The organism is Allotamlana fucoidanivorans, assembly GCF_006265225.1.
GTDB lineage: Bacteria > Bacteroidota > Bacteroidia > Flavobacteriales > Flavobacteriaceae > Allotamlana > Allotamlana fucoidanivorans.
This window is the reverse complement of record NZ_VDCS01000005.1, coordinates 31,135-55,786: the sequence shown is the minus strand read 5'-3', so window position 1 is coordinate 55,786 and position 24,652 is coordinate 31,135. Positions and strand designations below refer to the sequence as shown.

Genomic DNA, 24,652 nt, shown 5'->3' with positions numbered 1-24,652 from the left:
ATTTGCACTTCCAAAATTGAAAAGAATAAAAAGCATTTAGCGATGAGAAAAGGTATACATCCAGAAAATTATAGAGTAGTGGCATTTAAAGATATGTCAAATGATGACGTGTTTTTAACTAAATCTACTGCTGATACTAATGAAACTATTGAGGTTGATGGTGTTGAGTATCCATTAGTTAAAATGGAGATTTCTAGAACATCTCATCCATATTATACTGGTAAATCTAAATTAGTTGATACAGCTGGTAGAATTGATAAATTCAAAACTAAATACGCTAAATTTAAGAAATAAATATAGCGCAAATAATATTTTTAAAAAGCCTTTCTTCAAAAGAAAGGCTTTTTTATTTTTACATCGCTATTAATTCAATACCAACTAACGCTATTTATTATGAACTACATTCTCTTTGATGGTCCTGCAAGAAACAGTTTGTTGCCTTTTACTTATACAAGACCTGTTGCTGATATTCGTGTGGGTATCATGACTATTAGGGAAAAATGGGAGTCTTATTTAGATTATACTACCACTACGGTAACAGAAGAATATCTATCAGATAAATTCCCTATGGTAGAGATGGAGGAAAATATCATGATTAATGCCTCTTATTTGCCAAACTTTGAGTTGGTAGAAATGATAAAAGACCTAAAGGAGAATCAAGCTATTTTTAAGGACGAGAATGTTGTCGCTTTTTTTACGAAAGAAGCTCAGGAAGATATTGATTTTGAGGCTTACGAAGCTATTGAATTTCATGAAGATGTTATTGAAATTAATAATACCTGGGATATTTTTTCAAAAAATGGTGAAGCCTTGGTTGACGATTTTAATTTTTTAACACAAGGTAGACGTTCGCAACCTATGCCGTCTAGCAATAACGTTATAGCTTCCGAAAATGTGTTTATTGAAGAAGGCGCGAAACTTGAATTTGTAACACTTAATGCAAGTAAAGGTCCTATTTATATAGGAAGAAACACTGAAATTATGGAAGGTTCCATCATTCGTGGCCCCTTTGCACTTTGTGAAGGCGCTATTGTTAAAATGGGCGCTAAAATTTATGGCCCTACTACTGTAGGACCTTTTAGTAAAGTAGGCGGTGAAATTAATAATGCTGTGTTGTTTGGGTATTCAAATAAAGGTCATGATGGATTTTTGGGGAATTCTGTATTAGGTGAATGGTGTAATCTTGGCGCTGATACAAATACCTCTAATTTGAAGAACAATTATGCCGAGGTGCGTCTTTGGGATTATGAAACGGAGCGTTTTGCACGAACAGGGTTGCAATTTTGCGGACTTATGATGGGAGATCATAGCAAATGTGGTATCAATACCATGTTTAACACGGGAACCGTTGTGGGGGTTAGTGCAAATATTTTTGGAAGCGGATTTCCAAGAAACTTTATCCCTAGTTTTAGTTGGGGCGGTAGTGGCGGATTTACCACATTTTTAACCAAGAAAGCTTTTGAAGTTGCCGAAGTGGTCATGTCTAGACGTCATCTTGAGTTTTCAGATCAAGATAAAGCCATTTTAGAGCATGTCTTTGAAGAAACAAAAAAATACCGCAGAGACTAGACTAATCTTTATATCATATGAATCAGGTTGAAGTGTCTGCAATGATTTTCCATTCCCCATTTATTTTTTTGAAGACCAGCATGAAAATGCCATCTGCGTTTCCAATCTCGCGTTTAATATGATATTCTCCCAAAACAAAATAGGCGCCGTCGTTAATCTTTGAGACATCATTGATTCTAAAACTTAATTTTCCAGTGTGCTCTTCACTGGGATATGCTTTTTGGTAGCGTTCTAAGGTGTTTTTCCAGCCATAGGTTACACCACTTTGACTATAAAATTTTAGTGAATCGCTTTTCCAATAGCCTTCCATATAGGTTTCTAAGTCGTTATTTGACCAAGCTATACGTTGTTTTTTCAAAACTTTGTTTATGGCTTTTATGTCGGCTTCTTCAGAACTTTGAGCATAATTTAGGGAGGCTAAAAGGAGGCAAATTATTAGAGCATGTTTTTTCATAATAAATGCAGGTATTTAATAGGTCATGGTTTTAGTTCTAGTAAATGTAGTAAAAACTATGTTTTAATTGCAATTCATCGATGAAATCCAGTTTAATATTTCGTTGGTCTGATGTTGCAATAGATTAATCGAAAAAAATGATTATTGTTTTATTTATTTTATACTTTAGTGAAAGTCAGAATGATGAACTCCCTAAAACTTCATTTATTTAACCTTTAAAATACATTGTTATGAATTTAAAAATTACTAATTGTAATAACTACTTTAAAGTTAAGGGTATACTTGACAAAGAAAGTGTTTCGTTATTTAACAGCGAATTTGAAAACATTTTTGAAAGAACCAATGCGATAACTATTAGTGTGCAATATGTTGAAAGTATGGATAAATATGGTGTAAACGCTATTGCTAAGTTATATGAGGAGGCTACACGTAAGAACAAAAGCTTATCTATAGTGGGTTACGGCTGTAAGGAGTTGTACCAACACTTTAATACCAATACGGCTGCATAATAGCTTGTATTATAGAGCATTTTTTTGTTGATTGTAAAACGCATCGGCTTGTAGTTGCATGATGACTTGTGACTTTTTGTGTTTGTAAGCATAAAGGGTGGCATCATGCTCAATATCTTGATAGATTTTGTCATTCATGGCATGATTTGTTTTTAGCATAAGATTGCGTTGATAAATGTTTTGTTTTACATGGGTTTTTATGGCTGTTTCCGCATCTTCTAATTTTAAATCATAGGCACTTTTTGGGCTGAGAAGTTTAGCAAGAATGGGTGCTGTTTCAATGGTTAAAAATAGCAGGAAAATAAAAAACGAAGGGAGCCAAGGGAGTTGATTTAAAGCGCTGATGCGAGCCATTAAGCCGTCAAAATTATCTATAACAGGTTGTGTGTTTTTTAGTTGTTGTTTAAAAGCATCTTCTAAGTTAGAAATTTGCGATTCAATGTCTGAAATTTTTAGATGGTTCTTAGCTTTTAATTGATTAAGCTCGGCTAAAAGCGCGTCATGCTTATCACGTTTTTCTTGGTAAACAGGGCCTTTTCCTAAACGTTTGGTTCCTGCGGTGCCTTCTGCTTCGGCAATATAAGTGTTGTATAGGTTGTTTACTACAGTTTCTTTTTCACTAATCTCTTGATTTAGTGTGACAATCTTGTTTTTCAAATCGTTAATGTCAGGCGAATATTGTGTTGCGATTTGCTGTTTATTTGCCAGTGTGAGTGTATGCTGTTTTTCTAGTAAAACCTGATTGATTTCTTTTTCAAAAATTTTCAATTCTAGAGGTTTTGATATGGTTACAGCTATAATGATAGCTAATACTATTCTGGGAGAAGCTTGGATACATTCAACAGAAAAGCGTTCAGACTTTTTTAATGTAGAAACAATATAACGATCTAGATTAAAGATTAATAGGCTCCAAATGAGTCCAAAAAACATAGAGGGAAGTATAGTGTTAAACACGGTGTTAAGGGCATAGCTAGCGGCAATGCAAGCCATTATTGCGGTAAAAAATACGGTAGCTCCTATACCTGCATATTTGTTTTGCTCACCTTTAGAGCAGTGTTCCAATATATCGGTGTCAGCCCCAGAGCAAATGATGAAGAATTGCTTTAACATGATTTGTGATTTTGATTGATGAACTATTAGAACGCAAATAGCACGGAATTGTTACATAATTTGCTGTTTAATTGTTTAGATATCATGTTTTTGTGTAACCAATGTTACGGTGTAAATTTTTAATTTTAAGTAGCTTTATGGCAATTACGTTTTTTAAAAGAGGGATGTACGCATAACGTCATTACCTTGAAAAAATGATATAGTTGGTTTTGGTTTGATTATATATAAGTCAGATTTAAGTTTTTAAATCTGGCTTATTTGTTTCTAGATCTTACACTCTCAATGACTACGGTAAGTAAAATAAGTGTTCCGCCAATAAATGTGTTGGTAGTAGGCATTTCATTAAGAAATAAAAAGGCAATGATGATACCAAAAATAGGTTGTGTGCTACCAATAATACTTGCGGTACTCACAGAAAAGTGCTTTAAACTGGTAATGAATAACGAGTGGCCAATGGCTGTGGTAATCAAAGCTAAAGTAATAATATAAGGGTATTGCGTAATTATATTACTGCTGTTTAAGAAAAACATGACGGGCAGTAACAATATCGCTACTATTAAGGCTTGCTGGGTCATAAGTACTGTACCGTTATAGTTATGTACATGCCGTTTTAAAATTAGGTTGCGCAGGGCGTAGCATAGCGCTGAGAAAATTCCGAATAAAATACCTTTTAAATGGGTGTTCTCAAAATTAAACTGTGGGGCTAGAATATAAATGCCTAAAAGTACTACTAGCGCTAAAAAAACATGAATTGGGTTTAGTTTAGATTTTGTAAAAAAGGGTTCTAGTAAAGCGGTAATTACGGGGAAGGTAAACATAGATAGCATGCCCAATGCAACGTTTGAAAACTTTAAAGCATAGAAATAGGTTACCCAATGCGCTCCTAAAAAAATAGCGCCCAATAGTATAGAGGGTAGGTCTTTTGGTGATTTTATTTTAATGCTATAGTTTTTGTATTTGCAGAAAATGAGTAAAAACAATCCGCCCAATGCACTGCGCCACCAAATAATGACAGGTGCAGGTAGATCAATAAATTTACCTAAAGCGCCGGAGGTGCTAATAAAAATAGTAGCTAGGGTAAGTAATAATAATTGACTGCTATGTTGATTTTTCATATTGAATACAAAGAAAAGATATTTATTGATTTGGTTTGTGTTTTTATCATTCTACCTTAGTAAGGTAGGGTTAATATGCTTTAACAGCATATTTTATAGGATATCAAATATGTTTTATGTAAATTTAAATGAATTTCATTAGTTGCATCTTCAATACTACCCCTAATAATTATTTAGAGCAACTATCATACTATCCTGTGTTTAATTAAGCAAATTGGGTTGGTAGAATTTTAAAATAAATTATTAACCAATTAATTAAATCAATATGAGAAAAACAATTATGATGCTATTCATTATTCTGGTGAGTGGCCAATTTATTCAGGCACAAGGTGCTTCTGTACACTTACATCGAAGAGTTGCAGATACAGATATGGAAGAGGTTTTAAAACGAGAAGTAAAGTATTGGAGCAAGTTTGCTCAAAGTGAAATAGATAAAGGGAATATGTATTTTTGGGGGGTATTTACCCGTATAGGAGGAACAGATTTAGAGAATGAGCCTAATGTTCTTATTGTTAATGGATTCACTGATATTGATAATGAAATTAATTGGGGAGGTATTCAAGAGATGTTTCCAGATGTTAAAATGGAGGATATAGACACAAGAGAGTTGAGTACAACAACCGATGTGGTAATCTTAAGAGATTTAAACAATCATATCCAAGTGCCTGACGCCACAGGTGAAGATTTTAATTTTGTTAGGATAAAGTATCATAATGTAAAAGACCTTCGTTGGCATATAGATTTTGAGGTTAATAAGGTAAAGCCTTTTTTTAAAGCGGATATGGATGCTCATAAATCTAAAAGAAAAGGTTGGGGGAATGCCGTTATTTTAGAGCCAAGGTCTGAGAAGTTTCCTTATAGAGCATATTCATATAATCTGTTTTCAACATTAAGTGATGCTGTGAATCCAAGACATGAAGAAGGTACTTCGTGGCCTGATGGTTTCTTTGATGAATATCAAAAGAATGTTGCGGGGCCTGATGATTCAAGATTGTATAGAGTGATAAAAGTGGTTAGTAAATAGAGATTTAAAAAAGGGGTTGAATATGTATTCAGCCCCTTTTTTATTATTGTGATAATTCTTTAAAATATTTATAAAACCATGGGATGGTTTCTATACCTTTTAAATAGTTCCATACCCCAAAATGTTCGTTAGGCGAGTGAATGGCATCACTGTCTAAGCCAAAGCCCATTAATATGGTTTTACTTTTTAACTCTTGCTCAAAGAGCGAAACAATTGGAATACTACCGCCGCTACGTTGTGGAATAGGCGTTTTACCAAAGGTTTCTTGATATGCTTTGCTTGCGGCTTGATAACCTAAACTATCAATGGGGGTAACATACCCTTGGCCCCCATGATGTGGTGTAACCTTTACTTTTACACCTTTTGGGGCAATACGTTCAAAATGATCTTTAAAAAGTTGTGTAATGTCTTCCCAGTTTTGATTGGGTACTAAACGCATGGATATTTTAGCATAGGCTTTACTTGGAATAACTGTTTTAGCACCTTCACCAGTGTAACCACCCCAAATACCATTAACGTCAAGTGTTGGTCTTATGGAGTTACGCTCATTGGTGGTGTACCCTGATTCGCCATATACGGCCTCTATGTTTAGTGCTTTTTTATAGTTTTCTAAAGAAAATGGAGCTTTACTCATTTCAGCACGTTCTTCATTTGAAAGTTCCTCAACATGGTCATAAAACCTAGGAATGGTGATATGATTATTTTCGTCATGGAGTGAAGCAATCATTTTTGCTAGAATATTGATGGGGTTGGCCACAGCGCCACCGTATAACCCAGAATGTAAATCACGATTTGGCCCTGTAACTTCCACTTCTACATAGCTTAGGCCTCTAAGCCCAGTGGTAATAGAAGGAACATCATTGGCAATCATTCCCGTGTCAGAAATAAGAATGACATCATTTTTAAGCCTATCACGGTTGTTTTTTACAAACGTTCCTAGATGAACACTGCCTACTTCTTCTTCGCCTTCAATCATAAACTTAACATTACAAGGAAGAGTGTTTGTACGTGTCATAAGCTCAAACGCTTTTACATGCATATACATTTGACCTTTGTCATCACAAGCGCCGCGGGCAAAAATGGCGCCATCTGGATGTTTGTCTGTGGGCTTTATAACGGGCTCAAATGGCGGGGAATCCCATAGGTTTATGGGATCGGGTGGTTGTACATCATAGTGACCATAAACAAGTACGGTTGGTAAATTGTCATCAATGATGCGCTCACCGTAAACTATGGGATAGCCCTCTGTTTTATAAATTTCGGTATGATTGCAACCAGCTTGTTTCAGGCTTTCTTGAATGTTGTTTGCCGTTTTTAAAACATCATTTTTGTAGCTAGAGTCGGCACTTATAGACGGTATTTTTAGCAATTCTATAAGCTCTTGTAAAAAGCGATCTTTATGTTCTGAAATATAGGATTGAATGTGATTCATAGTATTTATAATAGGATAAATTCAAAAGTATAAAAAAGAATACTTTTTTAGGGTTTTAAAGTTTGCATTTTAAAAATCTTGTTTATATTTGCAGTCCTTATTGCGGGCGTGGTGGAATTGGTAGACACGCTAGACTTAGGATCTAGTGCCGCGAGGTGTGAGAGTTCGAGTCTCTCCGCCCGCACAATTAAGAAAAAGGCTTCTCATAATTGAGAGGCTTTTTTTTTGACTTTGGTTTTGATACCTCAGCCTATGTTTAGTATAACCACCAATACATGCAAAAAAGGTACAAATACTTATTGTAGTAAATGCTTTTGTTTGCGTTCTTTTAAGATGCCTTTTATAAGTTTAAACAATCTTAATTTGAAATTTTTGTAGTCTTTTAGAAATACATTTACTTTTGATTCTAAAAAGGAATGCTCTATTTTATAGTTGTTGTCTTCTTCTTGTTCGTTTATGCTATTTAGTAGTATAGATAATCTTTTTTCGTGTTCAACGATAAGTCTAATAAGTTTGTCAGTTTTCTTTTCGTATGCAATTAAATAATCAATAACCTCTTTACTTTCTTTAAAATGTTTAGAGTCAATGAGTTGTAAGGTGTATGACTTGATGAGATCATTAAAGAATAATTGTTCGTCATGTACAAATCGTAGTTCAGATAACCAGTTAATAGACATGTTATGCATGCTTTCAGGTGTTAACCATGCTTTATACTGTTTTATTTGCTTAGTTTTCATTTTTGTAGATTTTAAAACCAAGCAGAAATCTATATGTTTTTGATTGCTGCTTGGTTTGAATTAGTCAATAATGATAATTTTTTTATTGCTAGCTACTTCTGTAGCTTTTTCCTTCAAGAGTTTTATATGTAAAATACCTCTTGTGTATGATGCTGAAATGTTAGTGTTAACATTCACAGTTTTTGGAAGTACAATAGAGCGCATAAATGATTTGTAGCTAAATTCTTTTCGGGAATAGCTTGTGTTATTTGGCTCATTGGATACTGCTTTTTCACCGTGAACATGAAGCATGTTGTCTTCCATACTAATTTCAAAATCACTTTTATCAAATCCAGGTGCTGCAAATTCAATTTCAAAGTATTCTTTATCTTCTTTTACATTCATAGCAGGCATTACGCTGCCTTCTTCGTAGAAATCGTTTCTGTAAGCATCTTTGACTTTTATAAGATTGTTCAAATCTTTGAATCTAGTATGGAAAAATCGGTCATTCCAAGGCCTAGCCAGACTGCTGGTCCAAGGCGTCAGCAACCTATTGTCAGAACCAGATAATAGATTCTTTCTTCGTTGTTTTAAGCGTGTTGTCATGACATGATACATTTTGCGGTTATTTGTATAACATGCAATAAATTAAGTATATAAAATGTAATGAACAATGATATTTGTTAGGAATAGGGTTTTTTTTGTGAAAAAATCGAAGAATAAATCATCGCTATTTAGTTTTGATTGAAAATTCTATAATTTGAGTTCGTATCGTTGATTTAGCTTCGGTATGGTTATATTCCAGTGGTAGGTATGTTTTATTTTTAATCGAAAAGCATCTAGGGCTTTAGGTTCACCATGAATAAGAAAGACCTTTTCTGGAATGTTTTTAATATTACTCACCCAATTTAAAAGATCTTGCTGATCGGCGTGTGCCGATAAACTTTCTATGTTTTTGATGCTTGCTTTTACGGTATAGTATTTTCCGAAAAAGCGGATTTCATGTGTGCCTTCCTGCAATTGTCTGCCTCGAGTGCCTTCGGCTTGATAGCCAACGAGTAAAATGGTTGTAGAGACTTTATCAATAAGTTGTTGTAAATAGGTTAAAACACGACCTCCAGTCACCATACCGCTTCCAGCTATTACTATTTTAGATTGTGGGTCATCAATTGTTTCCCATGTTTCTCTGTAAGACCTAATAGTGTTCACATGATTACACATGGCATGATATTCAGAGGGTGAGAGTTTATGCCATTCAGGAAATCTATGAAAGACCTCTAAAATGTTGTTGCCCATGGGGCTATCTACAAAAATGGGAATGTTTGGAATTTTATTTTTTTGGTACAGTTGCCAAAGTAAATATATAAGTGTTTGCATGCGTTCAACAGCAAAACTTGGGATGATTAAAGTGCCTTTTTTATTTAGGGTGTCTGCTATAATTTCGGCGAGCATATTTTCGGTATCGTTATCAGGATGCCGTTTATCTCCGTAGGTGCTTTCTATAAACAAATAATCTGCCCATTCTGGTTTTTGGGGTTTGTAGAGTAAGTAATCTTGTTCTCTGCCAATATCTCCAGAAAATACAAGGCGTTTACCATGCAGTTCTATTTCAATAAAGGAAGCACCAATAATATGACCGTTGTACTGAAACCTAAAGGACACATGTTCTGAAAGGAAATGCCAATAGTCTATAGGTTTCTCATGAAAAAGGCTTATCGTTTTTTCAGCTTCAGTTTTTGTGAAAAAAGGTAAGGCAGGCACATGCTTGGTGTATTGCTCGGTATTTGCTTTTTTAGCTTCTTCTTCGTGTATTTTTGCGCTGTCTCTTAATATAATTGAAGCAATGGTCAGAGTAGGGCCTGTTCCTATTATTTTACCAGAAAAGCCTTGTTTTAAAAGTCGCGGTAAATAGCCTATATGGTCTAGGTGACCGTGAGTTAGCAATACCACATCTACAGTTGCTACATCTATGGGTAAGTCTTCCCAGTTTAATGCTCTTAATTCTTTTAAACCTTGAAACATACCACAGTCAACGAGCATGTTTATATGGGCAGTTTCTAAAAAAAACTTTGATCCAGTAACCGTTCTTGCTCCTCCCAAAAAACGAATGTAGGCCTTGCTTGTCATAATGCGGAATGATTACATAAGGTGCTAATTTCCTTAAGGATTTTTTTCTTTCTAATTTCGGATATCTCTAAGTCATCTAAATAAAGATTATCTTCTAGTAATTCTCTAGCTAAAACAATATCCCTACTTAATAAAAATTGCTTTTCTCGTTGTGATAATAAGGTAGATACCGTTATGGGATATAATCCAAGACGATCTATTCTGTCTTTTAAGCCATTGTTTGGCGGGTAATTCCAACTTAGCAAATAGAGATGCGCACATTGGCCATATGCTATGGCATCTAGTGTGAATCTGGTATTGGTAACTACCCAGCCCTTAGTGAGCTTTGTTTCATACTTTTGATTTGTATTCCAGTGTTTTTTCACGTCGTTGTATCTAGAATGAATATATAATGGGATTTTAACATTACAATTAATACCCTCTTCGCCATGAAATTTACACTCTACAAGAATGGTCTTTTGGTTTTTATGAGCCAAAATATCTATTTCATGTGTAACACACTGTCCTTGAATAATTTTACCAACTTGGGTGGTGTAGCCAGAATACTTTAAAATAGCACTAATGAATCGCTCAAAAGGAAACCCTGTAGGACCTAATTCGTAAATAGCTTTTTTTAACTTGTATTTTGAGGCAAAGCAACTTTCTTCTTGCTTAAGTAAAGAAAACGCCCTATTATATATTTCTTTAGTTGAAATGCCATTGTATAATTCGTCTTTGACCTTGTCAATAATTTCTGAAATCAACTTATGATCGGCTCCCGTTCGACTTAAGGAAGCTTTAAGTTTTTCAAGTGAAAATTTAACTTTTTCTCCTGAAGTCTTTACAATATCAAACGTGTCTGTTTTCATGTTTGGTTAGTTTCAGATATTACAAGTCTTATAACACATAACTGTTACACTTAAGTTAGTTTTAATTTCTATCTCAAGTTAAACATAAAATCACTAAAAATTTATAACAAAGATCAGTTAGAGCATTTTTGTAGCGATTAACTATTTCTAAAAAAATAGTTTAATCTTTACGTTTCTTTTGGTCACTTAAACACTTTCGTTAATTTATGTTATTTTTTTTGATTTTTTAAACGTAACCGTTTAAAGATTATATATTTGCAAAATATTAGCTTTTTTGAAGGAAATGAGATCTCAATTAAAAGCCTTTTTATAGAACATTAAACCATAATCATAATTAAAAAAATGAACAAAAGATTAGATCAACAAGCGGCAGATAACATACGTGCATTAGCGGTAGCCATGGTAGAGAAAGCGAAGTCAGGGCATCCAGGCGGACCCATGGGAGGTGCTGATTTTATGCATATTCTGTATTCAGAATTTTTTAATTATGATCCATCAGATATGACTTGGCCTTTTAGAGATCGTTTCTTTATGGATGCAGGGCATTTATCCACTTTAATGTATGCCCAATATTATCTTTTAGGAAACTATGCCAAAGAAGATGTTGCCAATTTCCGTCAATGGGGTTCTATCACACCAGGTCACCCAGAAGTAGATGTAAAACGAGGTATTGAAAACACCTCCGGTCCCTTAGGGCAAGGACACACTATGGGAGTAGGTGCTGCCATCGCTGCTAAATTTTTACAAGCACGATTTGGTGATTGGATGAACCATAAAATCTATGGGTTTATTTCAGATGGTGGTATTCAGGAAGAAATCTCACAAGGAGCAGGTAGAATAGCAGGGCATTTAGGATTGAGTAATTTCATTATGTTCTTTGATTCCAATGATATTCAGTTATCTACATCGACTGATGAGGTAACCACAGAAGATACCGCTATGAAGTACGAGGCTTGGGGCTGGAAAGTGGTAACAATAGATGGTCATAACCACGATGAAATTCGTCAGGCCTTAAAAGATGCGAATGCTGAAACAGAAAAACCAACCTTAATTATAGGTAAAACCATTATGGGTAAAGGTTGTGTAACGGCAGAAGGTGAGATGTTTGAAGGCTACTGTGAGTTACATGGACAGCCTATAGGAGCAACAGGAGCCGATTACGAAAAGACGTTATTAAACTTAGGGGCTAATCCAGCATCTCCATTTGATATTTATGACGATGTTCAGGCCTTCTACACAGATATCATTGCAGAAAAAACAGCGCAAGCAGCTCAGAAAAAAGCAGAAATTGAGGCTTGGAGACAAGAGAATAGCGCTCTAGCAGAAAAATTAGATTTCTTTTTATCAGGACAGTTACCAGTATTAGATTTTGAATCTATTGAGCATAAAGCAGGCTTAGCCTCAAGAGCTGCCTCATCAAATGTATTAGGCTATTTGGCTGAGAATGTAGAAAATATGATTGTGTCTTCAGCCGATTTATCAAACTCCGATAAAACCGATGGGTTCTTAAAGAAATCTTCAGCCTTACAGAAAGGTGATTTTAGCGGTTCGTTTTTACAGGCAGGTGTTGCCGAGTTAACCATGGCATGTATTGCTAACGGTATAGCATTACATGGTGGTATTATTCCTGTAGTAGCTACCTTCTTTGTATTCTCAGATTATATGAAGCCAGCAATCAGATTGAGTGGAATTCAAGAGTTGCCAGTAAAATACGTATGGACTCATGATGCCTTTAGAGTAGGTGAGGATGGTCCAACCCATCAACCTGTAGAGCAAGAAGCGCAAATTCGTTTGTTAGAAAAACTTAAAAACCACAGTGGGAAACCAAGTTTCTTAGCCTTACGCCCAGCAGATTCAGCCGAAACAAGTGTGGCTTGGAAAATGGCATTAGAGAACACCAGCACGCCATCGGGATTGATTTTATCAAGACAAGGTATTAAAGATATTCCTGCACAAGGCGCATCAAGATATCAAGAAGCTTTAGGCGCTGAAAAAGGCGGTTATTTAGTAAAATCTGTAGACAATCCAGATGTTGTTTTAGTAGCCAACGGATCTGAAGTTGCTACTTTATGGGCCGCAGCCGAGATACTAGAAAACAAAGAAAATTTAAAAGTAAGTATAGCTTCAGTGATTTCAGAAGGCGTGTTCAGACAACAATCAGAAGACTACCAAAATAGTGTAATTCCTAGAAATACACCATTATTTGGTTTAACAGCAGGACTTCCAGTAAACTTAGAAGGCTTAGTAGGCGCTCAAGGTAAAGTATTCGGATTAGATCATTTTGGTTACTCGGCACCAGCAGGTGTATTAGATGAGAAATTCGGATTTACCGGTGAGCAAGTAAGCCAAGAAGTTTTAGCCTATTTAAGCAAAACTGTATTAACAAAATAATAAACGAAACAATGAAATTTTTTATAGATACCGCAAATCTTGATGATATTGCAGAAGCGCAAGCCTTAGGTGTATTAGATGGTGTAACAACCAATCCGTCATTAATGGCAAAAGAAGGCATTACAGGCGAAGAAAACATTAAGAATCATTACATAAAAATATGTGATATTGTTGAAGGTGATGTAAGTGCTGAAGTAATTTCAACAAATTTTGAAGGCATGGTAAAAGAAGGTGAAGCCTTAGCTGCTTTACACCCACAGATTGTGGTGAAATTACCATTAATAGCTGACGGAATTAAAGCATGTAAGTACTTTTCGGATAAGGGTATAAGAACTAACGTAACCTTAGTGTTCTCGGCAGGACAAGCATTATTGGCAGCCAAAGCAGGAGCTACTTATGTGTCGCCATTCTTAGGGCGTTTAGATGATATCTCAACCGATGGTTTAAACCTAATAGCTGAAATCAGACAGATTTATGATAACTACGGTTTTGATACACAAATTTTAGCAGCCTCTATCCGTCATACCATGCATGTGATTGACTGTGCAAAAATTGGTAGTGATGTAATGACAGGCCCGTTATCATCTATTACAGGTTTATTAAAACATCCTTTAACAGATATAGGATTGGCTAAATTCTTAGAAGATTATAAAAAAGGGAATTCTTAAAAAAAGAATTTGAACTTTATAAAAGTAAAAAGCTTCTCGCATCAAGGTATTCTTGAGTTGAGAAGCTTTTTCGGTTTAAACAAATAAACTATAATTTCACAAGCTTAACGGTGTTAACTTGTCCGTTGTTATTTTTTGCCTTAATAAGATAAATACTTTGTGGTAAGTTGGTAACATCAAAAACAAAATTCTTTGAAAATGTTCCTTTGAAGATTTTAATTACCTTTCCTGTGATATTATAGATTTCAACATGATTTACATCGGCATTTAAGCTGAATGTTCCACGTGAAGGGTTGGGAAATATTTGGAAGCTAGGAATAAATTCAGGACTACTATTTGATAAGGTAACCCCTTTATTACCGTATATTTTAAATTCTCCAGGACCTAAGTTAATGGTGTTTGTGTTTCCATCAATTAACGTGGAATTGCTTTCATCCATTAAATCATACCAAGAACCACCATAGGGAAAGTTTGGGTTTACATTTTGTGCTGTTACTGCAAAATTTGCTATAATTACAACATTTTTTAAATCGGTACCTTGGCTATTTTCGTTACCTGTAAAGATGCTAATTCTAGGTGTTTGGGTTCCAGATGTTATATTGTAATCACCTTCAAATACGGGTTCATTAATTTTTAAAGCATTTAGCCTTGCCCAATCTTTGTAAATTTGGTTTCTATTAGTGTTGCTTAACCAATTTTCCGTCCATTGTGGTTGCGGCTTAGTGTCTAATTTACAATCTCCTGGTATGGCATCATAATCTGTGTTTACTGACCCATCGCTACAAGTAAAAATGGAATTGTTCATACCTAATGCAGCAAAGTGCCATATCATTTTTGGTCCGGGAATAGGCAAAGAAACAGCTCCAATTGCAGACATACGTTTTAATGCAATATTTAATTCTTTCACGTTGTGAGATGGGTTGGTATCAACTCCAAATTGTGTCATTTCATACATTATTCTGTCTTTGTCATGACTTTCAGGGTAACCAATAACACGTTTTCCTGTAAACCCTGTATGAGCTTTATGTCCCATGCGGTCAATATTAATAGTGTTATTTTGACCTTGGCCAAGGTTTTTAAAGGCGCCCCATTCTTCACTCCACATCATTACACCTTTACCTTCATTTATACGATAGTTGGCCCATTCTTTTTCTTCATTATCAGACCCTAAGTGTTCAAAAATCACATAGTGCGTGGCATCTAAACTCCAAGAATAATCAGCGTACTCTTTCAAAACGTCTACGCGGTCTTGTTGAAAATTATTTGTACAGGTTTCGTCACCATCAGTACAGTTTTGTGTAAACCCTTTTGTTAAATCCCATCTAAATCCATCAATATTAAAGACTTCAATCCAATGTTTTACTACGCGTTTTGTGTAAGCTTGTGTTACGTCACTTGAATGATTAAAATCAGAACCTACATTATAGGCGTGTCTTGGTGTTTCATTGAAATAAGGGTTTTCGGCGCTTGGTTCACCCCAGCCATCACCATCGGGGTCGTTCATCCACATACGTACCATAGGGTTTCTTCCAAAAGCATGATTCAAAGCGATGTCTAATATCACTGCTATGCCATTTTGGTGACAAGTGTCTATAAGTTCTTTAAATTTATCTTCGGTACCGTAAAACTTATCTAAAGCCATATGAAATGAAGTGTTATATCCCCAGCTTTCATTGCCTTCAAACTCCATAACGGGCATAAGTTGAATGGCATTAATGTTGAGATTTTTAAAGTAGTCAATGCGGTCAATGATGTTTTGGTAATTTCTATTGGCATCAAAATCTCGAATTAAGACTTCGTAAATCACTAAATCTTCTTTTTTAGGTCTATTGAAATTTGTGACCTGCCAATTATACTGAGGTTTGTTAGTTTGCAAAACGGTAACCTCACGTTCCTGTCCAGCGGGATAGGTTGGTAAATTAGGATAAGTACTTGAAGGTATTCCAGGGTCATCAAAGGGGGATAATACTAGCGTAGAATAAGGGTCGGCAGTTTTAACTAGAGCCGGTGACCCAGCAATTGGATTTTTATCATAGACCCAATATTGATATGTGTAAATCTGACTAGGAGTGAGTCCTGTTAATTCTATCCAAAATTTGTCCGATCCTGTATCTTTTTTCATAAAATCAGAATTAGACGGATTGTAGTTATTGAAGCTCCCTGCAAGTTGCACATATTCTTTACCTGGCGCGTTTAATACTAAAGTTGCTTTTGTTGCATCAGAAGTGTTGTAATTAATACCTTCAGCTAGTCCATTAGGAAGTGCTTCTTCAATGGTTGGAGGTACTATAATAATAGCTCTTGTTGCTTCGCCAATATCAGAACCACTTAAAGGCGAGCCAACAACTTTTAATGTGCCGTTTTGAGTAATATTATTTATTATGCCCTGAGCGTTTGGAAATCCCATGCCTGAAGCTTTTTCTACACCATCCAAAAAATAAGTAAACTCGCCTGGTTCAATGCTGCCCTGAAATGACAGATTAGTTTTTACGGTTAGGTTTTCTCCGGCTTCAATAAATATTGGGTTTGATGTAGGTTCAACAATATTTATAATAACAATTCCTACGGCAAAAACAAAGTCTTTACAGCCTGATGCTTTTAATTCTTGATTACCGTCAGGACTTCTAAATACCATACCTAATTGAGTGGCATTTATGCTTTGCGTATCTGTTAATCCAAAGTACGTTTTTGGTGTTATTGTAATTGACCAAATACCTCCTCCTTGGTTTTGCATTTCTCCTACGCCATCATCTTGTCCCCAATTACCTACTACTTTGAATCCAAAAGCATCAGAATTATCACCAATTCCCGAATGCATGTAGACTTTTGAAGGATTAGTCAAACCGTTACAATCCGAAGCATTACTATTAATATCTACCGTAATAGTTATAGATTGATCAACTTCAAATGCATTTGGGGAAAGCGTTACTTGAGCTTTTGAGAAATGAAAAGCAAGTGCAAAAAGTAATATGAAAGTAATTTTTTTCATAATAAGAGTTTTTATTGAAAAAAAAAGGGCTATAAAATTATAGCCCTTTTGGAATGATTAAAGCATTATTGTCTTAAATCTATTATTTTATTTACGGTGTCAACTGTGAAGTAATAAATACCTGGTGTGCCATTAAATTTAAAATTGTTGTCTCCATCTTGTGCATCTTCCAATAGGGTGTCAATAGTATACCCATCATCAGCGTAGAAAGGATAATTTTGCCCAGAATCCCAGTTTCCTTCTTCTAAAAAGAACCTAAACGCATCATTTGTTAAATTGATACTTGCACTGTAAACATTATCAGTACATGTGAATTCTATAGGACTGTCCCAATTCCATCCAGCATCAACAGCACCAGCACCTACAACCCATACAGAATCACAGTTAGGTTCTTCAGGTCTAGGAATGCCTAAGGTGATGGTTTTGTTTACAGTATCTACAGTTAGTAAGTAGGTTCCAGGGGTGCCATTAAATTTGAAGTTGTTATCTCCATCTTGAGCATCTTCTAGTAAGCTATCAATGGTATATCCATCATTAGCATAGAAAGGATAGTTTTGTCCAGAATCCCAGTTTCCTTCTTCTAAAAAGAACCTAAACGCATCATTTGTTAATTTGATGTTGGTTGAGTACACATTATCGGTACAAAAGAATTCAATAGGACTATCCCAGTTCCAACCAGCGTCAACGGCACCAGCTCCAACAACCCATACAGAGTCACAATTAGGATCTTCGGCGGCAGGAGGTCCTAGTTTAATGGTTTTGTTTACAGAATCAATAGTTAAAGAATATTTTCCAGGAGTTCCTATAAAACGGAAGTTCTCATCCCCATCCATAGCATTTTCAAAATTAGGATCAATACTGTATCCTTCGTCTACAAAATATGGAAAGTTTAATCCAGAATCCCAATTGTCTTTTTCAGTAAAAAATCTGAAACTATCATTGGCAAGATTAATATTACTAGTGTATATCTGATCTGTACATAAAAATTCTATAGGATTATCCCAATTCCATCCAGCATCAGGAGCACCAGCACCAACTACCCACCATGATGGGCAATTAGGTCCTCCAACTTCTTCTTCCCCTTCTTGAAGTTCAATGTTTAAAGCCTGAATAGCCGAAAAGGATTCGAGGTTATCTTTCCCTATGGTTGCACGTACTCTAAAGTACAATTTACCCGTATTGGGAGCAGGTGTTTCTGGGTCGTTATCTAATCCTGCTATTTTTGCCAACGCCAGAAATTGTTTAACGGTTGCGGGGATTTCGTTCCCTCCAATGTTAGTGCCAAGATTATAAGCTTTATAATTGGAATCATCAGGATCATTTGTGTAATCACTAAAGTCTTCCATGGTTGCTGCTTGAAGCTCATACGTACGTTCGGTTGGTATGCCGAAATTAGCATCACGCCAGGTAAAACGTTCCGCTAAATTGTTGCCTAAACTGTTATTTAATAAGTAGTTCTCTAAAAATGATGTGCTAAACGTAAAATCTGTGGCTTCCTGAGCTATAAACTCAGAGGTGTCTTTTTCTTCGCATGAATTTAAGGCTATAATGGTTATAACCATCATGCATATATTTAGTATTTTTTTCATTTCAATTTAGTTTTTAATTAGTATCCCTCGTTTTGTGATAAATTAGGATTAGCTTGTAAGGCTTGTAGCGGAATAGGGAATCGTTTGTAATGCTCAGGGATAGATGTGCCTTCTGCAACATTACCTTTCCATGGCCATACATAACTACCTCCAGTAAACTTTTTAAAACGAATTAAGTCACTTCTTCTATGACCTTCAAGATTTAATTCTCTTCCTCTTTCATCAAGAATAAAATCAAGAGTTAACTGGGTTGAGTTTATAGGAGTGGCATTTGAGCGTTCTCTAACGTCGTTCACATATTTTAATGCAGTGGCTTCGTCTCCACCAGAGGCTTTTTGTAATACGCATTCTGCATACATTAAATAAGCATCAGCTAACCTAAACAAGGGAAAATCTGTGCTAGAAAAACTTGTAGCAATACCAGAGCCATCAGCATTAGAGTTTCTGAATTTAATTGCAGGATAACCATCTTTCCATTCTTTATAGTCGTTCATTTCATAGTTGTGACCAGAAGTCCAAAATAATTTTGCTCTGTCATCAGTAGCGCCAGGGCCTACGTTTGACTCTCCTCCAAATAAACCATACCATCCTTTTGTAGCTCTGTGGCCTGCCCAACCATCGGTAGCACCATAATCTGCAAGAGTCATTGTTTCAGAGCTTAAACATCCGTTTACAATATAGGTAGTGTTTCCGTAACTTTGGCTTACATCAGAATCTGCAATTAGAGGGAAGATAATTTCAGTAGAAGCAAAGTTATCTGCAGAAAAAAGGCTTACAAAGTTTTCATCTAGGGTGTACCCTCCATCATCAATTACTTTTTTTATGTATATTAAGGCATCAGTATAGTGATCTTCGTTAATATATACTTCAGCGTTCATATATAATTTAGCCAATAACATTTGTGCTGCAGGTTTACTTGCTTGACCATAATTATTTGTTTGTGGTAAAGCAGCTTCGGCAGCAATTAGTTCTTTTTCTACAAAATCATATAATTCTTTACGAGAAGCTTCTGGAAGAGGTGAGGAATTACCAAAATTTTCTTCCGTGGCTAACACGCCTTTTCCAAAGGTGTCAATTAAATAATAATACGCCAAAGCTCTTAAAAAGCGTACTTCGCTAATAATGCCTTCTTTGTTTTCTACGTCAATATTAGGTAAAATTGAAAGTAGGTTGTTACATTGTGGTACGGTAAAATATACGCGGTTAAATAAATATCTAAAGAATTTATTGTTTTCATCCCAACGGCTAGTTGTAGTTAATTGGTCTAAACCATCATCACCCCACCTATTTTTCATACCATCAGCGGTAAAATCCTGTAGATTTACAATACCTCTTAAAAAAGGAGATTCTCCCGCATTATCACTAATGTCTGATTTATCAGGGCCTTGTACGCCAGATAGAGCAAATGAGGCATAAAGTCTGGATAAAATTCCTCTTACGGCGTCAGGATCTTGTTTTAATAATTCGTCAAGGGATAGCTCAACAAGGGGTTTGGTGTCTAATTCGTCGATACAGCTTACATTTGAAATAAGCATTAAGGACATAAAAAAGTATATTATTTTATTTTTCATCGTCATAGTTTTTAAAAGTCAAGATTTAATCCGAAAGAATATATTCTTGGTCTAGGATAAAAGTTATTATCAATAGCTCCGAAATTTTCAGGATCCTGACCACTATATTTTGTCACTAAAAAGGCATTATTTACAGCGCCAAATAATTTAAGATTAGTTCCTTTCAAAATTTCGTTAAATGTATATCCTAAAATGATGTTTTCACATCTTAAGAAGGCCGCATTTTCTAAGTAATAATCAGAGAAAGGAATGTTTCCTTGAATATCTGTAAAATTAGGATCAGCAGCGCCGTTAGTAAAGTTGAGCGTATTACTTAAACTTTGGGTGTTGTTTGGTAGGGCGGCTTCTAGATAACCACGGTTCAACTTAATACCGTTGTATACTTGTCCATCTATTTGTCCCCTGAAACTAGTTCCGAAATCCCAATTTTTATAATTGAAATTAAGTCCGAAACCAAAAGTCCAATTCGGTCTAAGTGCTTTATAGTAGCGATCATTATTAGTGATTATACCATCACCATCTCTATCTACAAAAGCACCTGCAATTGGTCTTCCATCTTCGTCATATATTTGCTGAAATACCCAAGCTGAATAAGCTTCTTCTCCAACTTTGTGGTAAGCAATACCAACACCTGTTCCTGTTGGAATTTCACCTCCAGCAGGAATGGTGCTTACATTTTTTAGGTTGGTAATTGTTGTTTTGGCGTATGCTATATTACCGTTTAAAGAAAGATTAGTATTCTCATTTCTTATAGCATTTAAGTTTAGGTTGAATTCAAATCCTTCACTTTTAGTCTCTCCAATATTTTGTGGAAATAGGTTGGTTAAACCTTGCCCTGGTCCAACGGGAGCGTTTACTAATAAGTCTCGTGTTTGTCTTCTAAAGATGTCAAACGCACCAGATAAAATGTTGCTTTCAAATAGCCCAAAATCAATACCAGCATTATAGGTAGTTGTTTTTTCCCAAGTTAAGTCAGGGTTAAAAGCCTTAGCATTGTAAATAGTAACACCAGGAAGGTATTGCGCAATATCAGAGCCAGGTTCAAATAAAGGAATAGAAGGGTATTGACCAACAACTCCTGTGATATCTTGTTGGCCTGTTTCACCCCAACCAACACGAACTTTTAAATCATTGAAAAAACTAGCGTCTTTTAAAAAGGATTCTTCTTTAACTTTCCATGCCAATGCACCGGCAGGGAAATAACCCCATCGGTTTGATTTTGTAAATAACGAGGAACCATCAGCTCTTAAAGAAAGAGTAACAAGATAGCGGTTGTTAAGATTGATGTTAGAGCGAGCAAAAAACGATTGCAAATTCAAAACATTATAGTATCTGTTTGTAGGATTTGCTGTGTTTGGTTGAATTTCTCTAAGTCCAGTTTCTGTGTTGTATCTGTAAATTACTTTATTCCCATCATTTTTAAAATTTTGATAAGAATACCCACCTTGAACGTCAAAGCTATTAACAAATGATTCGTCATATTCTTTTCTGTATTGCAAATAACCGTCTAAAGTAGTATTTGTTATGTCCTGATTTTCTCTATAGTTTTCACCTGGATTAAAAACAAAAACTTGATTACCAGGGGTAGAATTTGAATTGTCTAATCTGTAAGTTGCAATGGCATTTTCAGAAAAGGTTTCAACGATTTTTGCTTTAGAAGCTTCCAGTCCTGCATTAACAACAAATCGCAATTCAGGAAGAAAATGGAATTTATAATCTAACTCTATGTTTCCTAAAATTTTACTAACTTTTTCTGGTCTTCTGCGTTGTTTAAGTAATGCTAATGGGTTACTTTGACCATCAATAGCGTTTTGATCATTTAAATTGGTGTAATACCCGCCAAAGGGAGAATTATTGTTATATACAGGTTTGGTTGGGTCAAATGATAAAGAGCCACCAAGAGCACCTCCATCATCAATAGTATTTTTGTCTACAAATATACCCTTTGCATTAACATCCACTTTTAGGTGATCATCTAAAAGCATTGGCGTTAACTTTAACGAGGCTGTAATTCTTTCATAATCATTAGTTTTAACAACACCTTCTGTATTGTTGTAACCAATAGAAGCTCTAAAAGGTAAAACATCAAAAAGATTCGCTCTTGCGCTGAAGTTAAGGTCTGAAGCAAAGCTTGTTCTTAAAACAGCATCTTGCCAATCCGTATTATAGATGGCTCTTGGTCCTTGAGATGTATTAATTATTTTAGATATTGGCTCTGAAGTGTCAACCGTATTTAAAGGAACGCCCAGTCTGAAATCTTGATTAGGAAACGTGCTTTTAATAAAATCAACATATTCATTACCTCTGTAAACATCAATAGTTTCTTGTACAGTAGAAGAAGATGTGGTTGAACTAAAATTAAATTTAACTTCCCCAGAAGTCCCTTTTTTAGTGGTAATAATGATTACCCCGTTTGATGCTCTAGATCCATAAATGGCGGTTGCAGATGCATCTTTTAATACACTAAAGCTTTCAATGTCATTTGGATTAACCAGAGAAAGTGGGTTGGATACTCCCGCAGGATTAGTGTTGTCAACTGGAATACCATCAATTACAATTAAAGGATTGTTATTGGCTGATAAAGAGGCACCACCTCTAATTCTAATATTGGGTGCTGCATCTGGTTGACCACCAGCAGAAGTTATTCTTACCCCTGGAGCCTTACCATTTAACAATTGATCAGCCGAAACTACAGCTCCTTTGTTAAAATCTTTAGAAGACACAACATCTACAGATCCTGTTAAATCTTCTTTTTTAACACTGCCGTAACCAATAACCACCACTTCATCAAGTTGTGCGGTGTCTTCAATTAACTGTACATCAAGTCTCGCTTGACCCGTGTAGGTGACTTCAAGTGGCTGATAACCAATATAAGAGAATACAACAATATCACCTGTATTCACTTCCAATTCAAAATTCCCATCAAAATCTGTAGCTGCTCCCGTGGCTGTATCTTTTATTAAGACATTTACGCCAGGCAGCGGTTCAGAAGTTGATAGTTCTGTTACTGTTCCTTGCACTGTTGTTTGTCCAAACATAAAAACAGGCAGTAATAACATTAGGAACAACAATTTTTTAGTAGTCGTTTTCATTCTTACCGTTTAGTTTAAATTTTTTTTGCTTTTTTAACTATATTTTCACTTCTCCGTTCAAAACTAGTTAAAGAAATCAGAAATAAGTTATGTATTATTACGAAATTCCTAGCGAAAACGTTTTCGTGTTAACAACTTGTGGTAAAATGATTAGTAAAATTAATAATAGCATAAAGTATTTGTTTCAAATTGATATTTGTAAACTTTTAGTTTACTATTTTTACATATTCATAATTTTAGCTTATTTTATTAATGAATTGATAAAATGAAAATTTTAAGCTCATCTTTAAGATGTAATAGTTATTTGATGCGTTTTTATCTAAAAGTTTGGTCAGATTTTTAATCCATGAAAAGAAAAATAACCTTAAAACAAATCGCTAGGGAGTTAGATGTTTCTATTTCTACGGTATCTAAAGCCTTGAGTAATAGCCCTGAAATAAGTCAGGATACCACACAAAAAATTCAGGCTTTTGCTAAATTGTATAATTATAGACCCAATAATATTGCCTTAAGCTTAAAAAACAGGAAAACGAAAACTATCGGAATTCTTATCCCAGAGATTGTTCATCACTTCTTTTCTACAGTTATTAGAGGAATAGAGTTAATTGCTAACAGGAGGGGTTATAATGTTATTGTTGGGTTATCCAATGAATCGTTTACAAAAGAGGTTATTAACATGGAGCTACTGGCTAATGGAAGTATAGATGGGTTTATTCTGTCTATCTCTAAAGAAACGCTTTTAAAAAAAGATTTTCATCATTTTAATGAAACCATGAGTCAAGGCATGCCTATTGTTATGTTTGATCGGGTTGCCGATGAAGTAGATTGTGACAAAGTTATTGTTGATGACTTTAATGGTGCAGTAAAAGCTGTTGAAAAGCTAATATCAAAACAAAGTGAAAACATAGCACTGATTAGCACTATGGATTATATTAGTGTTGGGAAGCTTAGAACAGAAGGTTATATGTATGCGCTTCAAAAGAATGGGTTGCCTGTAAATCCAGATCTTGTTTTAAAAATAGATGACGGGCTAGATGTAGAGAATCATCTTGAGATATTAGAACAAGAAATAGAGCAATTCCTTAAAAGCAATATTGGTATTGATGGCATTTTTGCAGTAAATGAGTTATATGCTGTGAGTGCTATGAAAGTAGCAAAGAAATTAGGATATAGAATTCCTGATGATGTACAGGTGATTGGTTTTACTGATGGCGTATTATCTAAACACGCATCACCAAGTTTAACTACGGTTAGTCAACATGGTCAAAGAATGGGTGAACAAGCGGCTAATCTTTTAATAGATAGATTGGAAGCTCAAGAAGCGGAAATAGATCAATACATTATTAATAATGATAGAAAACCAGACTATATTAAAATGGTGATTGAAACAGAAATTATTGAAAGAGAATCAACTAAATAAAAAATAGTTAGGATAAATTAAAATCTTT

The 24,652-nt window shown here is 35.1% G+C and carries 19 protein-coding genes and 1 tRNA gene; 8 read left to right on the top strand and 12 right to left on the bottom strand.

The window, feature by feature from the left end; genetic code table 11:
• The first annotated feature begins 42 nt into the window (after positions 1-42).
• Together FGF67_RS05835 and FGF67_RS05830 are read left to right on the top strand one after the other, a co-directional pair.
• The gene (locus FGF67_RS05835) at positions 43-294 is read left to right on the top strand and encodes a type B 50S ribosomal protein L31 (RefSeq protein WP_139695667.1); all 252 of its coding nucleotides are present in this window, start codon (positions 43-45) and stop codon (positions 292-294) included.
• A 99-nt stretch (positions 295-393) separates the two neighbouring features.
• On the top strand, positions 394-1,569 hold the full coding sequence (locus tag FGF67_RS05830) for a GlmU family protein (RefSeq protein ID WP_139695665.1): 1,176 nt from the start codon (positions 394-396) through the stop codon (positions 1,567-1,569).
• 22 nt (positions 1,570-1,591) lie between these two features.
• Here FGF67_RS05830 and FGF67_RS05825 read toward each other — a convergent pair whose 3' ends face one another.
• The gene (locus FGF67_RS05825) at positions 1,592-2,023 is read right to left on the bottom strand and encodes a YybH family protein (protein WP_139695663.1); all 432 of its coding nucleotides are present in this window, start codon (positions 2,021-2,023) and stop codon (positions 1,592-1,594) included.
• 230 nt (positions 2,024-2,253) lie between these two features.
• Between FGF67_RS05825 and FGF67_RS05820 the strand changes: the two genes are divergently transcribed.
• Positions 2,254-2,532 (top strand): STAS domain-containing protein, encoded by a 279-nt coding sequence (locus FGF67_RS05820; RefSeq protein WP_139695661.1) that lies wholly within the window; start codon positions 2,254-2,256, stop codon positions 2,530-2,532.
• A 9-nt stretch (positions 2,533-2,541) separates the two neighbouring features.
• Here the strand turns inward: FGF67_RS05820 and FGF67_RS05815 are convergent, their stop codons facing one another.
• Together FGF67_RS05815 and FGF67_RS05810 are read right to left on the bottom strand one after the other, a co-directional pair.
• Positions 2,542-3,642, bottom strand: coding sequence for a DUF4407 domain-containing protein (locus FGF67_RS05815; protein WP_139695659.1), 1,101 nt, complete (start codon positions 3,640-3,642; stop codon positions 2,542-2,544).
• 254 nt (positions 3,643-3,896) lie between these two features.
• The gene (locus FGF67_RS05810; protein ID WP_139695657.1) at positions 3,897-4,757 is read right to left on the bottom strand and encodes a DMT family transporter; all 861 of its coding nucleotides are present in this window, start codon (positions 4,755-4,757) and stop codon (positions 3,897-3,899) included.
• Positions 4,758-5,022: 265 nt separating this feature from the next.
• On the opposite strand from FGF67_RS05810, the gene FGF67_RS05805 reads away from it, so the two are divergent.
• Positions 5,023-5,781, top strand: a complete 759-nt coding sequence (locus FGF67_RS05805; protein ID WP_139695655.1) for a hypothetical protein — start codon at positions 5,023-5,025, stop codon at positions 5,779-5,781.
• Between the two features lie 43 nt (positions 5,782-5,824).
• Here FGF67_RS05805 and FGF67_RS05800 read toward each other — a convergent pair whose 3' ends face one another.
• Complete coding sequence (locus FGF67_RS05800) at positions 5,825-7,213, bottom strand: dipeptidase (protein WP_139695653.1); 1,389 nt, start codon at positions 7,211-7,213, stop codon at positions 5,825-5,827.
• 102 nt (positions 7,214-7,315) lie between these two features.
• Between FGF67_RS05800 and FGF67_RS05795 the strand changes: the two genes are divergently transcribed.
• Positions 7,316-7,397 (top strand) — tRNA-Leu (locus FGF67_RS05795).
• Positions 7,398-7,509: 112 nt separating this feature from the next.
• Here FGF67_RS05795 and FGF67_RS05790 read toward each other — a convergent pair.
• From FGF67_RS05790 to FGF67_RS05775, 4 genes are all read right to left on the bottom strand, one after another.
• Positions 7,510-7,950, bottom strand: a complete 441-nt coding sequence (locus tag FGF67_RS05790; RefSeq protein WP_139695651.1) for a hypothetical protein — start codon at positions 7,948-7,950, stop codon at positions 7,510-7,512.
• Positions 7,951-8,010: 60 nt separating this feature from the next.
• Positions 8,011-8,535 carry an Hsp20/alpha crystallin family protein gene (locus FGF67_RS05785; protein ID WP_139695649.1) on the bottom strand — a complete coding sequence of 175 codons (525 nt, stop codon included), beginning with the start codon at positions 8,533-8,535 and terminating at the stop codon, positions 8,011-8,013.
• Positions 8,536-8,682: 147 nt separating this feature from the next.
• Positions 8,683-10,056: an MBL fold metallo-hydrolase RNA specificity domain-containing protein gene (locus FGF67_RS05780; RefSeq protein WP_139695647.1), complete on the bottom strand. Its 1,374-nt coding sequence runs from the start codon at positions 10,054-10,056 to the stop codon at positions 8,683-8,685.
• Positions 10,053-10,904 carry an ATP cone domain-containing protein gene (locus FGF67_RS05775; protein ID WP_139695645.1) on the bottom strand — a complete coding sequence of 284 codons (852 nt, stop codon included), beginning with the start codon at positions 10,902-10,904 and terminating at the stop codon, positions 10,053-10,055. The genes FGF67_RS05780 and FGF67_RS05775 overlap by 4 nt, the downstream gene beginning before the upstream one ends.
• A 342-nt stretch (positions 10,905-11,246) precedes the next feature.
• On the opposite strand from FGF67_RS05775, the gene FGF67_RS05770 reads away from it, so the two are divergent.
• Together FGF67_RS05770 and fsa are read left to right on the top strand one after the other, a co-directional pair.
• Positions 11,247-13,295 carry a transketolase family protein gene (locus FGF67_RS05770; RefSeq protein WP_139695643.1) on the top strand — a complete coding sequence of 683 codons (2,049 nt, stop codon included), beginning with the start codon at positions 11,247-11,249 and terminating at the stop codon, positions 13,293-13,295.
• An 11-nt stretch (positions 13,296-13,306) separates the two neighbouring features.
• Complete coding sequence (fsa, locus tag FGF67_RS05765) at positions 13,307-13,963, top strand: fructose-6-phosphate aldolase (protein ID WP_139695641.1); 657 nt, start codon at positions 13,307-13,309, stop codon at positions 13,961-13,963.
• An 88-nt stretch (positions 13,964-14,051) separates the two neighbouring features.
• On the opposite strand, the gene FGF67_RS05760 is transcribed toward fsa, so the two are convergent.
• From FGF67_RS05760 to FGF67_RS05745, 4 genes are all read right to left on the bottom strand, one after another.
• Complete coding sequence (locus FGF67_RS05760; protein WP_139695639.1) at positions 14,052-16,952, bottom strand: alpha-amylase family glycosyl hydrolase; 2,901 nt, start codon at positions 16,950-16,952, stop codon at positions 14,052-14,054.
• Positions 16,953-17,017: 65 nt separating this feature from the next.
• Positions 17,018-18,541 carry a SusE domain-containing protein gene (locus tag FGF67_RS05755; protein ID WP_139695636.1) on the bottom strand — a complete coding sequence of 508 codons (1,524 nt, stop codon included), beginning with the start codon at positions 18,539-18,541 and terminating at the stop codon, positions 17,018-17,020.
• Positions 18,542-18,558: 17 nt separating this feature from the next.
• On the bottom strand, positions 18,559-20,112 hold the full coding sequence (locus tag FGF67_RS05750) for a RagB/SusD family nutrient uptake outer membrane protein (protein WP_139695634.1): 1,554 nt from the start codon (positions 20,110-20,112) through the stop codon (positions 18,559-18,561).
• 11 nt (positions 20,113-20,123) lie between these two features.
• Positions 20,124-23,204, bottom strand: coding sequence for a SusC/RagA family TonB-linked outer membrane protein (locus FGF67_RS05745; protein WP_139695631.1), 3,081 nt, complete (start codon positions 23,202-23,204; stop codon positions 20,124-20,126).
• Between the two features lie 346 nt (positions 23,205-23,550).
• Between FGF67_RS05745 and FGF67_RS05740 the strand changes: the two genes are divergently transcribed.
• The gene (locus FGF67_RS05740) at positions 23,551-24,624 is read left to right on the top strand and encodes a LacI family DNA-binding transcriptional regulator (protein WP_139695628.1); all 1,074 of its coding nucleotides are present in this window, start codon (positions 23,551-23,553) and stop codon (positions 24,622-24,624) included.
• Positions 24,625-24,652: the final 28 nt, after the last annotated feature.

Excerpts from the sequence above, each read along its gene's own strand:
- FGF67_RS05770 (WP_139695643.1), top strand. The coding sequence starts at position 11,247 with ATGAACAAAAGATTAGATCAACAAGCGGCAGATAACATACGTGCATTA.
- FGF67_RS05820 (WP_139695661.1), top strand. The coding sequence starts at position 2,254 with ATGAATTTAAAAATTACTAATTGTAATAACTACTTTAAAGTTAAGGGT.
- FGF67_RS05790 (WP_139695651.1), bottom strand. The coding sequence starts at position 7,950 with ATGAAAACTAAGCAAATAAAACAGTATAAAGCATGGTTAACACCTGAA.
- FGF67_RS05800 (WP_139695653.1), bottom strand. The coding sequence starts at position 7,213 with ATGAATCACATTCAATCCTATATTTCAGAACATAAAGATCGCTTTTTA.
- FGF67_RS05830 (WP_139695665.1), top strand. The coding sequence starts at position 394 with ATGAACTACATTCTCTTTGATGGTCCTGCAAGAAACAGTTTGTTGCCT.
- FGF67_RS05760 (WP_139695639.1), bottom strand. The coding sequence starts at position 16,952 with ATGAAAAAAATTACTTTCATATTACTTTTTGCACTTGCTTTTCATTTC.
- FGF67_RS05780 (WP_139695647.1), bottom strand. The coding sequence starts at position 10,056 with ATGACAAGCAAGGCCTACATTCGTTTTTTGGGAGGAGCAAGAACGGTT.
- FGF67_RS05835 (WP_139695667.1), top strand. The coding sequence starts at position 43 with ATGAGAAAAGGTATACATCCAGAAAATTATAGAGTAGTGGCATTTAAA.
- FGF67_RS05815 (WP_139695659.1), bottom strand. The coding sequence starts at position 3,642 with ATGTTAAAGCAATTCTTCATCATTTGCTCTGGGGCTGACACCGATATA.
- FGF67_RS05775 (WP_139695645.1), bottom strand. The coding sequence starts at position 10,904 with ATGAAAACAGACACGTTTGATATTGTAAAGACTTCAGGAGAAAAAGTT.
- FGF67_RS05745 (WP_139695631.1), bottom strand. The coding sequence starts at position 23,204 with ATGAAAACGACTACTAAAAAATTGTTGTTCCTAATGTTATTACTGCCT.
- FGF67_RS05805 (WP_139695655.1), top strand. The coding sequence starts at position 5,023 with ATGAGAAAAACAATTATGATGCTATTCATTATTCTGGTGAGTGGCCAA.
- FGF67_RS05740 (WP_139695628.1), top strand. The coding sequence starts at position 23,551 with ATGAAAAGAAAAATAACCTTAAAACAAATCGCTAGGGAGTTAGATGTT.
- FGF67_RS05755 (WP_139695636.1), bottom strand. The coding sequence starts at position 18,541 with ATGAAAAAAATACTAAATATATGCATGATGGTTATAACCATTATAGCC.
- FGF67_RS05750 (WP_139695634.1), bottom strand. The coding sequence starts at position 20,112 with ATGAAAAATAAAATAATATACTTTTTTATGTCCTTAATGCTTATTTCA.
- FGF67_RS05785 (WP_139695649.1), bottom strand. The coding sequence starts at position 8,535 with ATGACAACACGCTTAAAACAACGAAGAAAGAATCTATTATCTGGTTCT.
- FGF67_RS05810 (WP_139695657.1), bottom strand. The coding sequence starts at position 4,757 with ATGAAAAATCAACATAGCAGTCAATTATTATTACTTACCCTAGCTACT.
- FGF67_RS05825 (WP_139695663.1), bottom strand. The coding sequence starts at position 2,023 with ATGAAAAAACATGCTCTAATAATTTGCCTCCTTTTAGCCTCCCTAAAT.
- fsa (WP_139695641.1), top strand. The coding sequence starts at position 13,307 with ATGAAATTTTTTATAGATACCGCAAATCTTGATGATATTGCAGAAGCG.